14 protein-coding genes are annotated in these 15,571 nt (G+C 71.1%); 12 read left to right on the plus strand and 2 right to left on the minus strand.

Translation table 11 applies throughout. From position 1 onward, the window contains the following. Nucleotides 1–49: 49 nt before the first annotated feature. Nucleotides 50–1,210 carry a LysM peptidoglycan-binding domain-containing protein gene (locus tag ACSJD1_RS13675; RefSeq protein ID WP_438855839.1) on the minus strand — a complete coding sequence of 387 codons (1,161 nt, stop codon included), beginning with the start codon at nt 1,208–1,210 and terminating at the stop codon, nt 50–52. Between the two features lie 197 nt (nt 1,211–1,407). On the opposite strand from ACSJD1_RS13675, the gene ACSJD1_RS13680 reads away from it, so the two are divergent. Further along, nucleotides 1,408–1,746, plus strand: coding sequence for an Rv2175c family DNA-binding protein (locus ACSJD1_RS13680; protein ID WP_438855840.1), 339 nt, complete (start codon nt 1,408–1,410; stop codon nt 1,744–1,746). Between the two features lie 13 nt (nt 1,747–1,759). Here the strand turns inward: ACSJD1_RS13680 and ACSJD1_RS13685 are convergent, their stop codons facing one another. Continuing rightward, a complete protein-coding gene (locus ACSJD1_RS13685; RefSeq protein WP_438855841.1) occupies nt 1,760–2,872 on the minus strand; it encodes a polyprenyl synthetase family protein in 1,113 nt (370 codons plus the stop codon). A 76-nt stretch (nt 2,873–2,948) separates the two neighbouring features. On the opposite strand from ACSJD1_RS13685, the gene ACSJD1_RS13690 reads away from it, so the two are divergent. From ACSJD1_RS13690 to murG, 11 genes are all read left to right on the plus strand, one after another. Next, nucleotides 2,949–3,338 carry a DUF3040 domain-containing protein gene (locus ACSJD1_RS13690; RefSeq protein ID WP_438855842.1) on the plus strand — a complete coding sequence of 130 codons (390 nt, stop codon included), beginning with the start codon at nt 2,949–2,951 and terminating at the stop codon, nt 3,336–3,338. A 410-nt stretch (nt 3,339–3,748) separates the two neighbouring features. Then, the gene (gene mraZ, locus ACSJD1_RS13695) at nt 3,749–4,180 is read left to right on the plus strand and encodes a division/cell wall cluster transcriptional repressor MraZ (RefSeq protein WP_438855843.1); all 432 of its coding nucleotides are present in this window, start codon (nt 3,749–3,751) and stop codon (nt 4,178–4,180) included. Nucleotides 4,181–4,283: 103 nt separating this feature from the next. Further along, nucleotides 4,284–5,237, plus strand: a complete 954-nt coding sequence (gene rsmH / locus ACSJD1_RS13700) for a 16S rRNA (cytosine(1402)-N(4))-methyltransferase RsmH (RefSeq protein ID WP_438855844.1) — start codon at nt 4,284–4,286, stop codon at nt 5,235–5,237. Then, entirely contained in the window at nt 5,234–5,812 is a 579-nt protein-coding gene (locus ACSJD1_RS13705; protein WP_438855845.1) for a hypothetical protein, read from the plus strand. Before rsmH ends, ACSJD1_RS13705 begins: the two co-directional genes overlap by 4 nt. Before the next feature lie 52 nt (nt 5,813–5,864). Next, a complete protein-coding gene (locus tag ACSJD1_RS13710; RefSeq protein ID WP_438855846.1) occupies nt 5,865–7,655 on the plus strand; it encodes a peptidoglycan D,D-transpeptidase FtsI family protein in 1,791 nt (596 codons plus the stop codon). A gap of 13 nt (nt 7,656–7,668) precedes the next feature. Continuing rightward, nucleotides 7,669–9,213, plus strand: a complete 1,545-nt coding sequence (locus ACSJD1_RS13715) for a Mur ligase family protein (RefSeq protein ID WP_438855847.1) — start codon at nt 7,669–7,671, stop codon at nt 9,211–9,213. Beyond that, entirely contained in the window at nt 9,210–10,622 is a 1,413-nt protein-coding gene (locus ACSJD1_RS13720; RefSeq protein ID WP_438856040.1) for a UDP-N-acetylmuramoyl-tripeptide--D-alanyl-D-alanine ligase, read from the plus strand. The genes ACSJD1_RS13715 and ACSJD1_RS13720 overlap by 4 nt, the downstream gene beginning before the upstream one ends. After that, complete coding sequence (mraY, locus tag ACSJD1_RS13725; RefSeq protein WP_438855848.1) at nt 10,619–11,713, plus strand: phospho-N-acetylmuramoyl-pentapeptide-transferase; 1,095 nt, start codon at nt 10,619–10,621, stop codon at nt 11,711–11,713. Before ACSJD1_RS13720 ends, mraY begins: the two co-directional genes overlap by 4 nt. After that, entirely contained in the window at nt 11,698–13,254 is a 1,557-nt protein-coding gene (murD, locus tag ACSJD1_RS13730) for a UDP-N-acetylmuramoyl-L-alanine--D-glutamate ligase (RefSeq protein ID WP_438855849.1), read from the plus strand. Before mraY ends, murD begins: the two co-directional genes overlap by 16 nt. Further along, nucleotides 13,211–14,458, plus strand: a complete 1,248-nt coding sequence (gene ftsW / locus ACSJD1_RS13735) for a putative lipid II flippase FtsW (RefSeq protein ID WP_438855850.1) — start codon at nt 13,211–13,213, stop codon at nt 14,456–14,458. Before murD ends, ftsW begins: the two co-directional genes overlap by 44 nt. Beyond that, on the plus strand, nt 14,455–15,555 hold the full coding sequence (gene murG, locus ACSJD1_RS13740) for an undecaprenyldiphospho-muramoylpentapeptide beta-N-acetylglucosaminyltransferase (protein WP_438855851.1): 1,101 nt from the start codon (nt 14,455–14,457) through the stop codon (nt 15,553–15,555). Before ftsW ends, murG begins: the two co-directional genes overlap by 4 nt. Nucleotides 15,556–15,571: the final 16 nt, after the last annotated feature.

Below are 15,571 nucleotides of genomic sequence, written 5' to 3' on the forward strand. Positions count from 1 at the left end.
CCCCTGCGGAAACGAAACGGCATCGTGACGAACGGACGCCGTCCTCCGTTCAGCCGAGTTCGTCCAGCCAGCGGCGGGCGGATGCCTCCCACTTGGCGTAGAGCTTCGGGTGAGCGCTGCGCTGGACGGCCTGCGCGGCATCCGTCACCGACATCTCCGCCCAGCCCGGGATGTCGAGGAGTCCCGGGGTCCGGCCCTCGTTCGGCGTCGTCGGCCCGCCGTAGAAGGCCGTGGCGGCCCGCACGGGGTCGAGGACCTGGTCCGGGGTGCCCCAGCCCTCGCTCGGCCGCTGCTGGAAGAGCCCGAGCGAGTCGCGGTCGCCATGGCGGACGTTCCGCAGCCCCGACTCCTGCGCGGCGGCGGCCAGCGCCACGACGATGCCACGGTCGGGGACGCCGAGCGACCGGCCGACCTCGACGACGATCCGGGCGTTCGCGCGCATCTCGTCGTCGAGGCGCACGTCGAGCGCGGCGACGCTCGACGCGTCGACGGGCGCGGCTCGCACGACGACCCGCTGGCCGGGGACGATCACGCCCTCGACCTCGATCCCGTTGAGCTCGAGCAGCCGGTCGAGGCTCACGGCGTAGCGCTCCCCGATGCCGATGAGCGTGTCGCCGGTCTCGACGACGTGCACCTCGTCGACGCGCACCTCGGATGCGGCCTGCTCGGCCGGTGCGTCGACGGACACCGCCCGGCCGTCCGCGGGGATCGTGATCGCCTGCCCCGGGAAGATCAGGCTCGTCCGGCCGAGGCCGTTCGCGCTGAGCACGACGTCGACGTCGAGGCCGTACTCGGCCGCGATGGCGATCATCGTGTCGCCCGGCGCGACGATGTGCCGGGCGATCCCGGAGTCCGACTCGGTCGCGAAGTTCGGAGCCCCGCCGGGCAGCGCGAGTCGCTGGCCGGGGAAGATCAGGCTGGACCAGCTGAGGCCGTTCTCGGCGAGCACCTCGGCGGTGGACAGTCCGAACCGCTCGGCGATCGCGCTCACCGTGTCGCCCTGGACGACGACCACCTCGCTCGGGACCGCCGACGCCGGAGCCGCGTGAGGCGGCGTCGGCGCTCCGCGGGTCTCCTTCGCCCTGGGTTGACGCTTCACCTGCTGCGGTGCCGCCTCGGCGGGCTGCACGATCCCGAGGGTGACGGCCACGGCGCCGACGACGGCGACGGGGACCGTGAGGAGGCGGCGGACGCCGACGCGCCGGACCATCCGGGTCCGATCATCCGGACCCGGTTCGCCCCCCGCGGGCATGTCGTCCCGGTGCTGCCTCATGTTCCCCCTCCGCCTGCGAGCGGATGCCGTCACGGTCTCACGGCGGCGATGGCGAGTCAAACTCATCGTCGCGAGTCGCGCCGCGCGGGGCCGACCCGGTTCCGACCGGGGCCCGGTCGTGGCAGGCTGGAGTGGTGACCGACGTCGAGCAGACCGAGTGGCTGACCATACCCGAGCTGGTCGAACTGATGGGGCAGAGCCCCGGACGGATCCGGCGCCTCATCGACGACCGCCACCTGCTCGGTGCCCGGGTCGACGGCGTGCTCAAGGTGCCGGCCGCGTTCCTCCGCGACGACGCTCCGCTGCCCGAACTCCACGGGACCGCGATCGTCCTCGCCGACGCCGGCTTCTCCGACGCCGAGGCGCTGGAGTGGTTCCTCGCCGAGGAGGACAGCCTCGGGACGACGCCCATCGCGGCGCTGCGAGCCGGTCGCAAGGCCGAGGTGCGCCGGATCGCACAGGCGCTCGCCTGAGCGACCGGGCGCGTCAGCTCTCGCGTCGCGTGACGGCGTGCGCGAGGCCGGCGAGGTCTCGCGTCGCCCGCGGATCGAGGTCGCCCGAGTCGAGCGCGGCCAGCGCGCGATCGGTGTTCGCCGCGATCTCGGCCTCGACCACGTCGACGGCGCCGCAGTCGCGGATCGTTCCCTGCAGCACGCGGATCTGCTCGGCGTCGAGATCGGGATCGCCGAGAAGTTCGTCGAGCAGCCGCCGCTGGCCGGAGGCGAGTCGCTCGCGGGCGACCGCGACGAGCACGGTGCGCTTGCCCTCGCGGAGGTCATCGCCGGCCGGCTTCCCAGTGACGGCAGGGTCGCCGTAGACCCCGAGCAGGTCGTCCCGGAGCTGGAACGCGATGCCGAGCGGGAGCCCGAACGCGCGCAGCGCCTCGAGCTGCCGCGTCGAGCCGCCGGCGATGGCGCCGCCGATCGCGAGCGGGGCCTCGATGCTGTACCGCGCCGACTTGTGGACGACGACGCGCTCGGCGCGGGCGCGCTGCTCCTCCTCGGGGCGGGTGAGCCAGGCTCGCTCCTCGAGGATGTCGAGGTACTGGCCGACGGTGACCTCCGTGCGCATCCGATTGAACTCGAGGCGGCTCTCGCGCGATGCCGACGGGTCGTGCAGCGCTGCGAGCCCCTCGTCGAGGAGTTCGTCGCTCCAGCCCAGCAGCAGGTCGCCGAGCAGGATCGCGGTCGCCCGGCCGTATTCCTCGGCGTCGCCCGCCCAGCCCCCGTCGAGGTGCTGCGCCTCGTAGACGCGGTGGGCCGCCGGGGCCCCTCGGCGTGTATCGGAGTTGTCGATCAGGTCGTCGTGCACGAGCGCCGCGGCATGGAAGACCTCGAGGGCCGCCGACGCCGAGACCACGGCGTATCGCTCGGCCGACGCTGCGGGACCTCCGTCGCCGCGATCGGTACCGCGGACGGCATCGAACCCCAGGCTGCAGAACTGGGCCCGGAAGCGCTTGCCTCCGCTGAGAAACCGCTTCGAGAATGCGGCCAGCGGGTCGAGGTCGTCGGCGATGGAGCGGAGAATGGTTGCACGGTCGGCGAGGAACTCCTCGAGGCGTTCGTTCACCGCATCGACGAGTCGGGGAGCATGGGCCACCTGCCTAGCCTAGCGAGGCCGCAGAGGACTAGAATGGCGTCACGAAGCGTCGGTCCCGAGAACTGAGGGGAATGAGATGCCGCTTTCGGAGCAGGAGCAACGCCTTCTCGAGGAGATGGAGCGGAACCTCTACAAGAACGACGCCGACTTCGTCGCGACCGTCGGCGGTGGAGGCAGAGGCCGCCCCAACTATCGAGCGATCGTGCTCGGCGTACTCCTGGCCGTCGCCGGAGCCGGCGCACTGATCGGAGGCGTCGCCTCGCAGCTCACCGTCGTCGGCGTGCTCGGGTTCGCAGTGATGTTCATCGGCGTACTGATCGCCATCACGCCGTCCAAGCGTCGGAGCGCGACGCCCTCCGTCCCCGGCGCCGGCCCCGGCGCATCGGCGAAGCCCGCCAGGCCGCAGGCCGGGTTCATGGATCGATTGAACGAGCGATGGGATCGCCGACAGGAGGGCCGCGACTGACCGTCGTGGTCGGCTGACTGAACCGATCGACGGGCTGATCTCGGATCAGCCCGTCTTTTCGTGTGCGAGGGAAAGGGCGGCATCCCGTCGGGGTGCCGTGCTGATTCCGCTCCACCGCGGCCGATCCGCGGCCTCCACTTCCCCCCACGTCGTCTCGGGCCATCCGCCCGTGGGGGGTTCGGCTGCGGATGTCGCCCATGGGAGGCGGTCGGTGGCCCGATCGCACCGCCTCATCCCGGCCTCGGATCGAGGACGACCATCCACTTCCCTCCACCTGCGAGAAGCCTGAGAATCCGGGCCTCCACTGAGTTCGAACACGCGAAAACGGGGCAATGTCATTGTTCGGTGGAGGGTAGTGGAGTAAAGTGGGGACCGCACCTGGTTCCTGGCCGGAGGATGGGGGTGACGGGATGTTCCTCGGAAGCTACGAACCGAAGCTCGACGAGAAGGGTCGCGTCATTCTTCCGGCGAAGTTCCGGGATGAGTTGTCGAACGGCCTCGTGCTCACACGAGGTCAGGAGCGCTGCATCTACGTGTTCAGCGCCCGGGAGTTCGAGGACATGAGCGAGAAGATCCGCCAAGCCCCCGTCACGAGCAAGCAGGCGCGCGACTACATGCGCGTCTTCCTCTCCGGGGCCTCTGCGGAGACCCCCGACAAGCAGCATCGGGTCACCATCCCGGCGAACCTCCGCACGTACGCGGGCCTCGACCGCGACCTCACGGTCATCGGAGCGGGGAGCCGGGTGGAGATCTGGGATGCGACGGCGTGGCAGACGTACCTCGCCGAGCAGGAGGCGGCCTTCGCGGAGACGGCGGAGGAGGTGATCCCCGGACTCTTCTGAGTCCCCGGGCCCCGACTCCCAGCCGTGCGAGCCTGCTGCACTTCCCCGCAGCAGGACGAACGGATGGGGATCGGGACCCGGAGGCCCGGAAGGAGGGAGATTCATGGACATCGAACGGATCCACACCCCGGTGATGCTCGAGCGAACGCTCGAGCTCCTCGCGCCGGCACTCGAACGCGAGGGCGCCGTGTACGTCGATGCGACGCTCGGCATGGGCGGACACACGGGGGCCGTACTGGAGCGGTTCCCGACCGCGACCGCCATCGGCCTCGACCGCGACACCGACGCCCTCACGATCGCGGCCGAGCGGTTGGCGAAGTTCGGCGACCGGGCGCGCTTCGTGCACACCGTCTACGACGGCATCGCCGAAGCCGTGCACGGCGAGGGATTCACGGAGGTCGACGCGATCCTGTTCGACCTCGGAGTCTCCTCGCTCCAGCTCGATCGCGCGGAACGTGGATTCGCGTATGCGAAGGACGCGCCGCTCGACATGCGCATGGACTCCACGGGCGGCCGGACCGCCGCGGACGTCATCGCCGAGTACTCGGAGGACGAGCTCCGCCGGATCTTCCGCGACTACGGCGAGGAGAAGCTCGCTGCGCGGTACGCCCGCGCGATCGTGCGAGCGCGCGCCGAGTCGCCGATCACCCGGTCGGGTCGGCTGGTCGAGGTCCTGCACGACGCGACGCCCGCCGCCGTGCAGCGCGCGGGGCATCCGGCCAAGCGCGTCTTCCAGGCGCTGCGCATCGAGGTCAACGAGGAACTCTCGGTGCTCGAGCGTGCACTGCCCGCCGCACTCGACCTCGTCGCCGTGGGAGGCCGCATCGTGGTGCTGTCCTACCAGTCGCTGGAGGACCGCCTGGTCAAGCGCGTCCTCGCCGCGGCATCCACCTCCACGGCTCCCGCGGGGCTGCCGATGGAACTTCCGGAGCATCGCCCGCAATTCCGGCTCCTCGTGCGCGGCGCCGAGCTCGCGAGCGATTCCGAGCAGGCGGAGAACCCGCGTGCGAAGCCGGTGCGACTGCGCGCCGCAGAACGAGTGAGGAGGCCGTCGTGAGCGCAGTGCCGGCCCAGACGCGACCCGCCAGGCGGTGGGCGCCGACCGCAGCGCCCCGGCTCCGACCGGCACCCGAGCCGGGTGCGAGCCGCGCGCGGCCACGACTCGCCTACGCCGTCGTGGCACTCGCCTCCATCGGAGTGATCGCGGTCGTCCAGCTGCTCCTCTCGATCGCCATGACGCAGGGCGCGTACGAGATGGACGCCCAGCTCCTCCGCCAGGCGGAGCTGCAGCGCGAGCAGCAGAAGCTGTCCGACGATCTCGATCGACTGGAGTCGCCGCAGTTCCTCGCCGCGAACGCGGAGGCGCTCGGCATGGTGCCGAACGCTGCACCGGTCTACCTGCGGCTGTCGGACGGCGCCGTGCTCGGAGACCCCACCGCGGCGGCCGGAGCCGCCTCGTCGTCGGCCGCGCTCGTCCCGAATGCCCTGATCGACGGCGTGCCGCTCGTGACCGAGCACGACGAGGTGGAGACTGCGAGGGGCGGGGAGGGCAAGCCCGCGACGCCTGCGGACGGCGCACCCGCGGCTCCGCCGGCGCTCTCGGGCGGCCTGCCCACCCCGGCGACGCACTGACGCGCTCGACCCGCACGACCACGACCGGAAGCCGGACGGAGCGAACCAGCCGATGAACCGAGTGAGCCGCCACCCGATGCGCCGCATCGTGGCCGCAGCGCTGGCCCTCGTGCTCGTCGTCGGATGGTTCGTGGTCCGGCTCGTCGACATCCAGGTGGTTCGGGCGGCCGAGCTGAACGAGGCCTCGCAGGACGTGCGGTCCGAGACGCGCGTGATCTACGGTGAGCGAGGCGCGATCGTCGACACCAACGGGACCGTGCTCGCGGAGAGCGTGATGCGCTACAACATCACCCTCTCGCCGAAGCAGGCGATGGCCACGGAGTCCTTCGAGCGGGGCGCCGGCGACGAGGCGGTCGACGTGACCCTCGACGATGCGCTCGGCGAACTCGGCGACGTGCTCGGCCGACCAGCGGCCGAGCTTCGCACGCAGATCGAGAGCGAGCTCGCCAAGGACCCGGGGGCCGACTTCTCGTACATCGCCAAGCGGGTCGACACCGACGTCTACGAACGGGTCAAGGCACTGCGCATCCCGTTCGTCTACTCCGAGGAGGTTCCGGGCCGCCGGTACCCGAACGGTGCGGTCGCGGGAAACCTCCTCGGGTTCGTCACCGACGAGGGGGAGGCGGGCGCCGGCCTCGAGTACTCGGAGGATGCCTGCCTCGCGAGCGAGGACGGCGAGATGACCTGGCTGCACAGCCTGAAGGACTGGGTCGCGATCCCCGGCTCGGAGGTCGTGAACAAGACCTCCCACGACGGCGGCGACCTCCAGCTCACGATCGATGCCGATCTGCAGTACTTCGTGCAGCGCGTCGCCGCGGCGCGGGTCGCGGAGACCGAGGCCGACTGGGCCACCGTCACGGTGATGGAGGCGAAGACGGGCAGGTTGCTGGCGGTCGCCGACGTGCCCACGGTCGATCCGAACTCGCCCAGCGCGGTCGACGCCGCCGACCGCGGTTCGCGGGCGTTCTCGGCGCCGTTCGAGCCAGGCTCGACGTTCAAGGCCCTGACCTCCGCATCGGTCATCGACGCCGACAAGGGATCGCCGACGAGCGGCGTGACCGCCGACTACCGCTACCTCCCGCCGAACGGCGCCGACATCAACGACAGCCACTACCACGGACCGACGAACTACACGATGACGGGGATGCTCATCGACTCCTCGAACACGGCGATGTCGATGTTCGGGGAGCAGGTCAGCGACGAGCAGCGCTACCAGGACATGCTCGACTTCGGCCTCGGGTCGGAGTCGGAGGTCGGCTTCGCCGGCGAGGAGCCCGGCGACCTGCACGGCGGACCGGAGAACTGGGACAACCAGACGAAGTACGCGACGATGTTCGGCCAGGGGTTGACGACCACGGCGATCCAGATCACGAGCGCCTACCAGGCACTCGCGAACGGGGGCGTGCGGAAGCCCGTGACGCTCGTCGAGGGATGCCGCCAGTCCGATGGCAGCGTGACCGAGGTGCCCTCCGACGCGGGCCGACGCGTGGTGTCCGAGAAGGCCGCCGACCAGACGAGCCAGATGCTCGAGCAGGTGTACCTCCACGGATGGCTCGCCGACCAGTGGGAGATCCCCGGCTACCGCGTCGCCGCGAAGACCGGAACGGCGCAGGTTCCCGACGGGAACGGAGGGTACCAGTCGGGCTACCTCGTCTCGGTCTCGGGCTTCGCGCCGGTGGACGATCCGGAGTTCGTCGTTTCGGTCAGCATCATGAACCCCGTTAAGATGAACTCGTCCGCCGCATCGGCTCCCGTCTTCCAACAGGTGATGAGCCAGGTGCTGAAGAAGTATCGGACCGTTCCGTCCGGCGCCCAGGCGCCCGAGTTGCCAGCCACCTGGTGAGAAAGTTGGGTTCGTGACCGGATCGCCTCCCACGGCACTCCGGCCGCAGCACCCGAGTCCTCGATCGCTCCGCGGCCTCGCGGACGCGTTCGGATTCGAGGTGCGCGGCGGGATCGACGACCTCGACGTGACCGGCGTCGCGATCGCCTCCGGGGCGGTGCACGGCGGTGACCTGTACGTCGGCGTGCCCGGTCGTCACGCCCACGGCGCCGACTACGCAGCCCAGGCCTCGGCGAACGGCGCGGTGGCGCTGCTGACGGATGCCGCCGGCGTCGAGCGCGCCGCCGGGTCGGGCCTTCCGGTGCTCGTCACGCCCGACGCGCGCGCGGCCCTCGGCGAGGTGGCGGCGTGGATCCACCGCACCGCCGAGAACCCCGCGACCCTGTTCGGCGTCACCGGCACGAACGGCAAGACGAGCGTGGTGTACCTGCTCTACGCCGTCCTGCGGCAGCTCGGCGTCGTCGCAGGGCTCACGTCGACGGCGGAGCGCCGTATCGGCGACGAGGCGGTGACGAGCTCGCTCACCACGCCCGAGGCGAGCGAGCTGCACGCGTTGCTCGCCCGCATGCGCGAGGTCGACGTCCGGGCCGTCGGCATCGAGGTCTCGGCGCAGGCGCTCAGCCGGCACCGCGTCGACGGCATCGTGTTCGACGTCGTCGGCTTCACCAACCTCTCGCACGACCACCTCGACGACTACGCGTCGATGCTCGAGTACTTCGACGCGAAGCGGGAGCTGTTCACCCCGGAGCGCGCGCGGCGCGGTGTCGTGACGGTCGATTCCGAATGGGGCGAGCGCCTCGTCGCGGAGTCGCGGATCCCGGTCGCGACGCTCGCGATCGAGCCTGACGTCGACGCTGACTGGCACCTCGCGGTCCTCGACGAGACGCCGACGCAGACGCGGTTCCGTCTCGAGGGCCCCGACGGGCGGGCGCTTGAGACGAGCATCCCGCTCATCGGCCGGTACAACGCCGCGAACGCCGCGCTCGCCATCGTGATGCTGGTCGAATCCGGCCATGACCTCGACCTGATCGCCGGGGCGGTCGCGGAGCACGGCATCGACGCCTACATCCCCGGGCGGACCGAGCGCGTCTCCGGTGATCGCGGCCCCGTCGTCTACATCGACTACGGGCACACGCCCGACGCCTTCACGCAGGCGCTCGAGGCGATCCGGCGCACGACCGACGGCCGCGTGGTCATGGTCTTCGGCGCCGACGGCGACCGCGACACGACCAAGCGCGCCGAGATGGGCGCCATCGCCGCGCGCGGCGCCGATGCACTCGTCGTCACCGATTTCCACCCCCGGTGGGAGGACCCCGCGGCGATCCGCGCCGCGCTGATCGCCGGCGCGCGGGCCGCCGTCCCCGACCGCGAGATCCACGAGATCGCCGACCAGCGCGCCGCCTTCCGGCACGCGCTCTCCCTCGTCGGCGAGGGCGATGCGATCCTCTACGCCGGCCCCGGGCACGAGGACTACCAGGAGGTTGCCGGAGTGAAGCATCCGTACTCGGCCAGGGACGACGCCCGGCTCGCACTGCAGGAAGCGGGGTGGCTCGGATGATCGCGCTGACCATGGCCGAGATCGCCGCAGCGACCTCGGGCCGATTCGAGTCCGCGGGCACCGACGCGACACCCGAGACCGTCGTCGACGGCGCCGTCACGACCGACTCGCGCGAGGTCGCGCAGGGCGGCGTGTTCGTCGCCAAGCGCGGCGAGTTCGACGACGGCCACCGCTTCGCGCCGGCGGCCGTCGAGCAGGGCGCGGCGCTCCTCATCGTCGAGCACGCCCTCGAGCTCCCCGTCGCCCAGATCGTCGTCGCCGATTCCGTCGACGCGCTCGGCGCGCTCGCGACCGAGGTCGTCCGGCGCGTGCGCGCGCTCGGTCGGTTGAGGATCGTGGGCGTGACCGGGTCCAACGGCAAGACCACCACGAAGAACCTGCTGCGCACGGTGCTCGAGCAGGTCGGTCCGACGGTCGCCGCGCGGAAGAGCTACAACAACGAGGTCGGTGCGCCGACGACGATGCTCGAGCTGACCGAGGAGACCGAGTTCCTCGTCGCGGAGATGGGCGCATCGGGCGTGGGCGAGATCGCCCGGCTGATCCGCATGGCCCGGCCCGACGTCGGCATCGTCCTCAAGGTCGGCCTCGCGCACGCCGGCGAGTTCGGCGGCATCGAGAAGACCGTGCAGGCCAAGTCGGAGATGGTCACCGACCTGCTGCCGACCGATGTCGCGGTGCTCAACGTCGACGACCCGCGGGTGGCACCCATGGCGGAGCGGACCTCGGCTCGGGTCGTGTGGTTCGGCCTCGGCGATCGAGCGGAGGTCCGCGGATCGGACATCACCGTGCATCCGCAGGGCACCGAGTTCACGATCACCGTCCCCGGCGGCGAGTCGGCCCGCGTGCGGTTCTCGGTACTCGGCGAGCACCACGTCATGAACGCGCTGGCTGCGACATCCGCCGCCCTCGAGCTCGGCGTGCCGCTCGCCACGATCGTCGCCGGCCTCGAGCGGGTCACGCTCGCCGAGCAGTGGCGCATGCAGGTCATGGGCGGTCGCGACGACATCACGATCATCAACGACGCGTACAACGCGAGCCCCGACTCGATGGCCGCCGCGCTGAAGACGCTCGCACAGGTCAAGCGTCCGGGGGCTCGGACCATCGCGGTGCTCGGCGAGATGAGCGAGCTCGGCGAGTTCTCGGGGGAGGAGCACGACAGGATCGGCCTCCTCGCCGTCCGGCTCGGCATCTCGCAGCTCGTCGTCGTCGGCGAGGCCGCGCGTCGCCTGCACATCACGGCCATCAACGAGGGGTCGTGGGACGGTGAGTCGGCGTACGTGGACTCGGCGGACGACGCGTTCGATCTCGTGACGGCGTCGGCTCGTCCGGGGGACACCGTGCTCGTGAAATCGTCGAACTCGGCGGGCCTCCGCCACCTCGGCGACCGACTGGGAGAATGGTTCGCGTGAGAGCACTTCTGACCGCCGGAGCCCTGTCGCTCTCGTTCACCCTGTTCCTGACGCCGCTGTTCATCCGGCTCTTCACGCGACTCGGGTGGGGCCAGTTCATCCGCGACGACGGTCCCAAGACGCACCACGTGAAGCGGGGCACGCCCACGATGGGCGGCATCATCTTCATCCTGGGCACGCTGTTCGGGTACTTCGTCGCGACCGCGCTCGTGGGGGACGGCCCGACCGCATCCGGACTCCTCGTGCTGTTCATGATGGTCGGCCTCGGCCTCGTCGGGTTCGTCGACGACTTCCTGAAGACCCGCAAGAAGCAGAGCCTCGGCCTCGGCGGCTGGGCGAAGATCGCCGGCCAGACCCTCGTGGCCGCCGTGTTCGCCCTGCTCGCCCTCCAGTTCCCCAACGCCGAGGGCGCGACGCCGGCCTCGACGAAGATCTCGTTCATCCGCGACCTTCCGCTCGACTTCCTGGTGCTCGGCACGGTCGTCGGCATCATCGCGTACGTCGTCTGGATCGTGCTCATCACCGCGGCCGCCTCGAACGGCGTGAACGTGACGGACGGGCTCGATGGACTCGCCTCGGGGGCGTCGATCCTCGCGATCGGCTCGTTCATCATCATCGGCTTCTGGCAGTTCAACCAGTCGCGGTTCAGCGAGAACCTCAACCCGAGCGACCTCTACCGCAGCTACGACGTGCGCGACCCGCTCGACCTCGCGATCGTCGCCACGGCGATCGTCGGCGCCGTCGTCGGATTCCTCTGGTGGAACACCAACCCCGCCCACATCTACATGGGCGACACGGGCTCGCTCGCACTCGGCGGCGCCCTCGCCGCGCTCGCGATCACGAGCCAGACCGAGCTGCTCCTGCTCCTGGTCGGCGGACTCTTCGTGATCGAGGCCGGTTCGGTCATCGTCCAGCGCGCCTACTTCCGGGTCACGGGAGGGAAGCGGATCTTCCTGATGAGTCCGATCCACCACCACTTCGAGCTAAAGGGCTGGGCCGAGGTCACCATCGTCGTCCGGTTCTGGATCATCGGCGGACTCTTCGTCGCCGCGGGCGTCGGTGCGTTCTACTTCGAATGGCTGCAGAGTTGACGGATGCCTCGGCCGGCGCAGCGCGCCTCGACGGCCTGACCAGCTGGCACTCCGAAGGGTGGCGAGGCCTGCGCGTCGCCGTGCTCGGGCTCGGCGTCACGGGGTTCGCCGTGGCCGACACGCTCGCCGAGCTCGGCTCGCGGGTCACGGTGTACGCGGCGTCGCCCGATGACGAGCGTGCTCGCATCCTCGACGTGATCGGCGTCGACTTCGTGGTGCATCCGCTCGACGTCGTGCCCGACGAGCTCGCGACATCCGCCCCCGACCTCGTCGTCGTCTCTCCCGGGTTCCACCCCGACCACCCGATGCTGCGGTGGGCGGACGGGGCGGGTGTGCCGGTCTGGGGCGACATCGAGCTCGCATGGCGGGTGCGCGACAAGGTGAGGGCGTCCGAGTGGATGCTCGTCACGGGCACCAACGGCAAGACGACGACCGTGCAGTTGGCGGCGACGCTGGTCGCGGCGGGCGGCGCGCGCGTCGCTCCGTGCGGCAACATCGGCGTTCCCGTGCTCGACGCGGTCCGCGACCCGCTCGGGTACGACGTGCTCGTCGTCGAGCTCTCGAGCTTCCAGCTGCACCATCTGCCGACGACGGGGCCCGGTGCGGTGCACCCGGTCGCGAGCGTGTGCCTCAACCTCGCCGACGACCACTACGACTGGCACGGTTCGGCCGATGCGTATCGCGACGCCAAGGCGAAGGTGTACGCGAACACCAAGGTCGCGTGCGTGTACAACCGTGCCGACGAGGCGACCCGCTCGATGGTCGAGGACGCCGAGGTCGAGGAGGGCGCCCGCGCGATCGGCTTCGGGCTCGACACTCCCGGGCCGAGCGACTTCGGCGTGGTCGACGGCATCCTCTGCGACCGCGCCTTCCTCGAGGACCGTCGGACGACGGCGCTCGAGATCACGACGCTCGAGGAGCTCGAGCCGCTGGGACTCGCGGTCCCGCACGTCGTCGCCAACATCCTCGCGGCCGCCGCGCTCGCGAGGTCGATCGACGTGCCCGTCGCGGCGATCCACGACGCGCTCGCGGGATTCACCCTCGACGCGCACCGCATCCAGGCGGTCGCGACCGTCGGCGGCATCCGCTGGATCGACGACTCGAAGGCGACGAACCCGCACGCGGCGGAGGCCTCGCTGCAGGCCTTCAGCCCGGTGGTCTGGATCGTCGGCGGGCTGCTGAAGGGCGTGGACGCCGACGCGCTCGTGGCTCGGCACGTCGCGCGGCTGCGTGCGGCCGTGGTCATCGGACTCGACCGAGCGCCGCTCGTGGAGGCGTTCCGCCGACACGCGCCCGGACTGCCGGTCTTCGAGGTGCTCGCGGATGACACTGAGAGCGTGATGCCCGACGCGGTCGCCCTCGCGGCCTCCGTCGCCGAGGAGGGGGACACCGTGCTCCTCGCGCCCGCGGCGGCATCGATGGACCAGTTCGCGGACTACGCCGACCGCGGCCGGCGCTTCCACGAGGCCGTCCGCGACCGGCTCGGAGGGGAGGGGCATGACCAGCCCACCTCGGACGACCCGGCCGACCCAGCGGACTGAGTCGACCGGGCTCGCCGCCCGGATCCGCCTCGGCGTCTTCCGCCCCGAGTCCAAGGACTACTTCCTGCTCCTCGGCACGGTGCTCTTCCTCGTCGTGCTCGGCCTCGTCATGGTGCTCTCGTCCTCGCAGGTCGAGTCCGCGCTGGCGAACGACGGTGACTTCACGTCCCGTGCGGCGCAGCAGGCGACCTACGCCCTGATCGGGGTGCCCGTGATGCTGCTCGCGGGCCGGATGCCCGAGCGGTTCTGGATGCGGATCGCCTGGCTCGTGCTCGGAGTCTCGTGCGTCCTGCAGCTTCTCGTCGTCGCGACGCCGCTCGGCGTCGAGGTCGGCGGGAACACGAACTGGCTGAACCTCGGGCCCGTCCAGTTCCAGCCCTCCGAGCTCATCAAGGTCTCCCTCGTGCTGTGGCTCGGCCTCATCGTGACGAAGAAGCAGGATCATCTGGGCGACTTCGGCACGGGCATCATGCCGATCCTGCTCGTGGGCGGCGGGGCCATCGGGCTCGTGCTGCTCGGCGGCGACCTCGGGACCGTCATGGTCATGGCGGCGATGCTCCTCGGCACGCTCTTCCTCATCGGGGTGCCCCTGCGCCTGCTCGCCGTGCCCGTGCTCTTCGGCGGGGCGGCGTTCGCGCTCGTGGCGGTCTCGAGCGAGAGTCGGATGCGGCGGATCACCGCGTTCCTCGAGGAGGACTGCGCGAAGTACAACCTCGGCGACTGCTGGCAGATCCAGCACGGCACCTTCGCGATGGCGAACGGCGGCATCTTCGGCGTCGGGCTCGGCAACTCGGCGGCCAAGTGGTCGTGGCTGCCTGCCGCCGACAACGACTTCATCTTCGCGATCATCGGCGAGGAGCTCGGGCTCATCGGAGCCGTCGTGGTGATCGGGCTCTTCGTGGTGCTCGCGATCGCGCTCGCCCGGGTGATGCGCGGCGCGGCGACGCCGTTCGGTCGCACGGTCGCGGCAGCCGTGCTCGTGTGGGTCGTCGGGCAGGCGTGTGTCAATATCGGTGTCGTGCTCGGCGTCTTCCCCGTCCTCGGTGTCCCGCTCCCGCTCGTGTCGGCCGGTGGCACCGCGCTCCTCACGACCCTCTTCGCGATCGGCGTGGTGCTCTCCGTCGCCCGGGACCCGGGGGTGCCGGCGCGCGCCGGCGCCAGGACCCCTGCGCGTCGTCCCTCGAAGGCGGCCCGCGCGCGATGACGACGTACCTCCTCGCCGGCGGCGGCACCGCCGGCCACGTGAATCCGCTGCTCGCCGTCGCCGACCGCCTGGGGGAGCGCGACCCCGAGTCGGTCGTGCTCGTGCTCGGAACGGCCGAGGGCCTCGAAGCGCGCCTCGTACCGGCTCGGGGCTACGAACTGCTGACCATCGAGAAGGTCCCCTTTCCTCGCCGGCCGAACGGCGCGGCGCTGCGCTTCCCATCGCGCTTCCGACGATCGATCGCCGACGTGCGCGAGATGATCGCCGCTCGCGGAGTCGACGTGGTCGTGGGCTTCGGCGGCTACGTGTCGACCCCGGCCTACCTGGCCGCGCGAAGGGCGGGCATCCCGGTGGTGATCCACGAGGCCAATGCCCGGCCCGGGCTGGCGAATCGCCTGGGCGCGCGGTTCGCGGCACGCGTGGGCGTCGCCTTCGCGGGCACGCCCCTGCCGCGCGCCGAGTTCGTGGGGATGCCGCTCCGCCGCGAGATCGAGGTCCTCGACCGCGACGCGCAGCGTGACGAGGCCGCCGCGCACTTCGGACTCGATCCGGCGCGGCCGGTGCTGCTCGTCACGGGCGGCTCGCTCGGCGCACGCCGCATCAACCGCACGACGGTCGACAGCGCGTCGACGATCGTCGGCACGGGCTGGCAGGTGCTGCACGTGACCGGCGCGAAGTCCGAGGTCGACGACCCCGGCATCGCCGACTACCGGATGGTCGAGTACGCCGACCGCATGGACCTCGCACTCGCGATCGCCGATGCAGCGGTCTCACGGGCGGGGGCGGCGACCGTGAGCGAGCTCTCCGCGCTCGGGATCCCGGCCGTCTACGTCCCCTATCCGGTCGGCAACGGCGAGCAGCGCTTCAACGCCGCCGGCGTCGTCGAGGCGGGCGGCGGCATCCTGGTCGACGACGCCGAGTTCCTGCCCGAGTGGGTCGCCCGCGAGGTGGTCCCGCTCCTCGCCGATCGGGACCGCCTCGAGCGGATGGCCCGGGCCGCGTCATCCGTCGGCGCCCTCGACGGCACCGACCGCATGATCGAGCTCGTCGACGGCGCGCTGCACCGCGAGGGCGGCGCGGGCGGCGCGGGCGCGTAACGTTGAACCGACCGAA

It is taken from the genome of Agromyces excoecariae (assembly GCF_051715505.1).
In the GTDB taxonomy this organism is placed as follows: Bacteria; Actinomycetota; Actinomycetes; order Actinomycetales; family Microbacteriaceae; genus Agromyces.

Excerpts from the sequence above, each read along its gene's own strand:
- ACSJD1_RS13675 (WP_438855839.1), bottom strand. The coding sequence starts at position 1,210 with ATGGTCCGGCGCGTCGGCGTCCGCCGCCTCCTCACGGTCCCCGTCGCC.
- murG (WP_438855851.1), top strand. The coding sequence starts at position 14,455 with ATGACGACGTACCTCCTCGCCGGCGGCGGCACCGCCGGCCACGTGAAT.
- ACSJD1_RS13710 (WP_438855846.1), top strand. The coding sequence starts at position 5,865 with ATGAACCGAGTGAGCCGCCACCCGATGCGCCGCATCGTGGCCGCAGCG.
- mraZ (WP_438855843.1), top strand. The coding sequence starts at position 3,749 with ATGTTCCTCGGAAGCTACGAACCGAAGCTCGACGAGAAGGGTCGCGTC.
- ftsW (WP_438855850.1), top strand. The coding sequence starts at position 13,211 with ATGACCAGCCCACCTCGGACGACCCGGCCGACCCAGCGGACTGAGTCG.
- murD (WP_438855849.1), top strand. The coding sequence starts at position 11,698 with ATGGCTGCAGAGTTGACGGATGCCTCGGCCGGCGCAGCGCGCCTCGAC.
- ACSJD1_RS13720 (WP_438856040.1), top strand. The coding sequence starts at position 9,210 with ATGATCGCGCTGACCATGGCCGAGATCGCCGCAGCGACCTCGGGCCGA.
- ACSJD1_RS13690 (WP_438855842.1), top strand. The coding sequence starts at position 2,949 with ATGCCGCTTTCGGAGCAGGAGCAACGCCTTCTCGAGGAGATGGAGCGG.
- rsmH (WP_438855844.1), top strand. The coding sequence starts at position 4,284 with ATGGACATCGAACGGATCCACACCCCGGTGATGCTCGAGCGAACGCTC.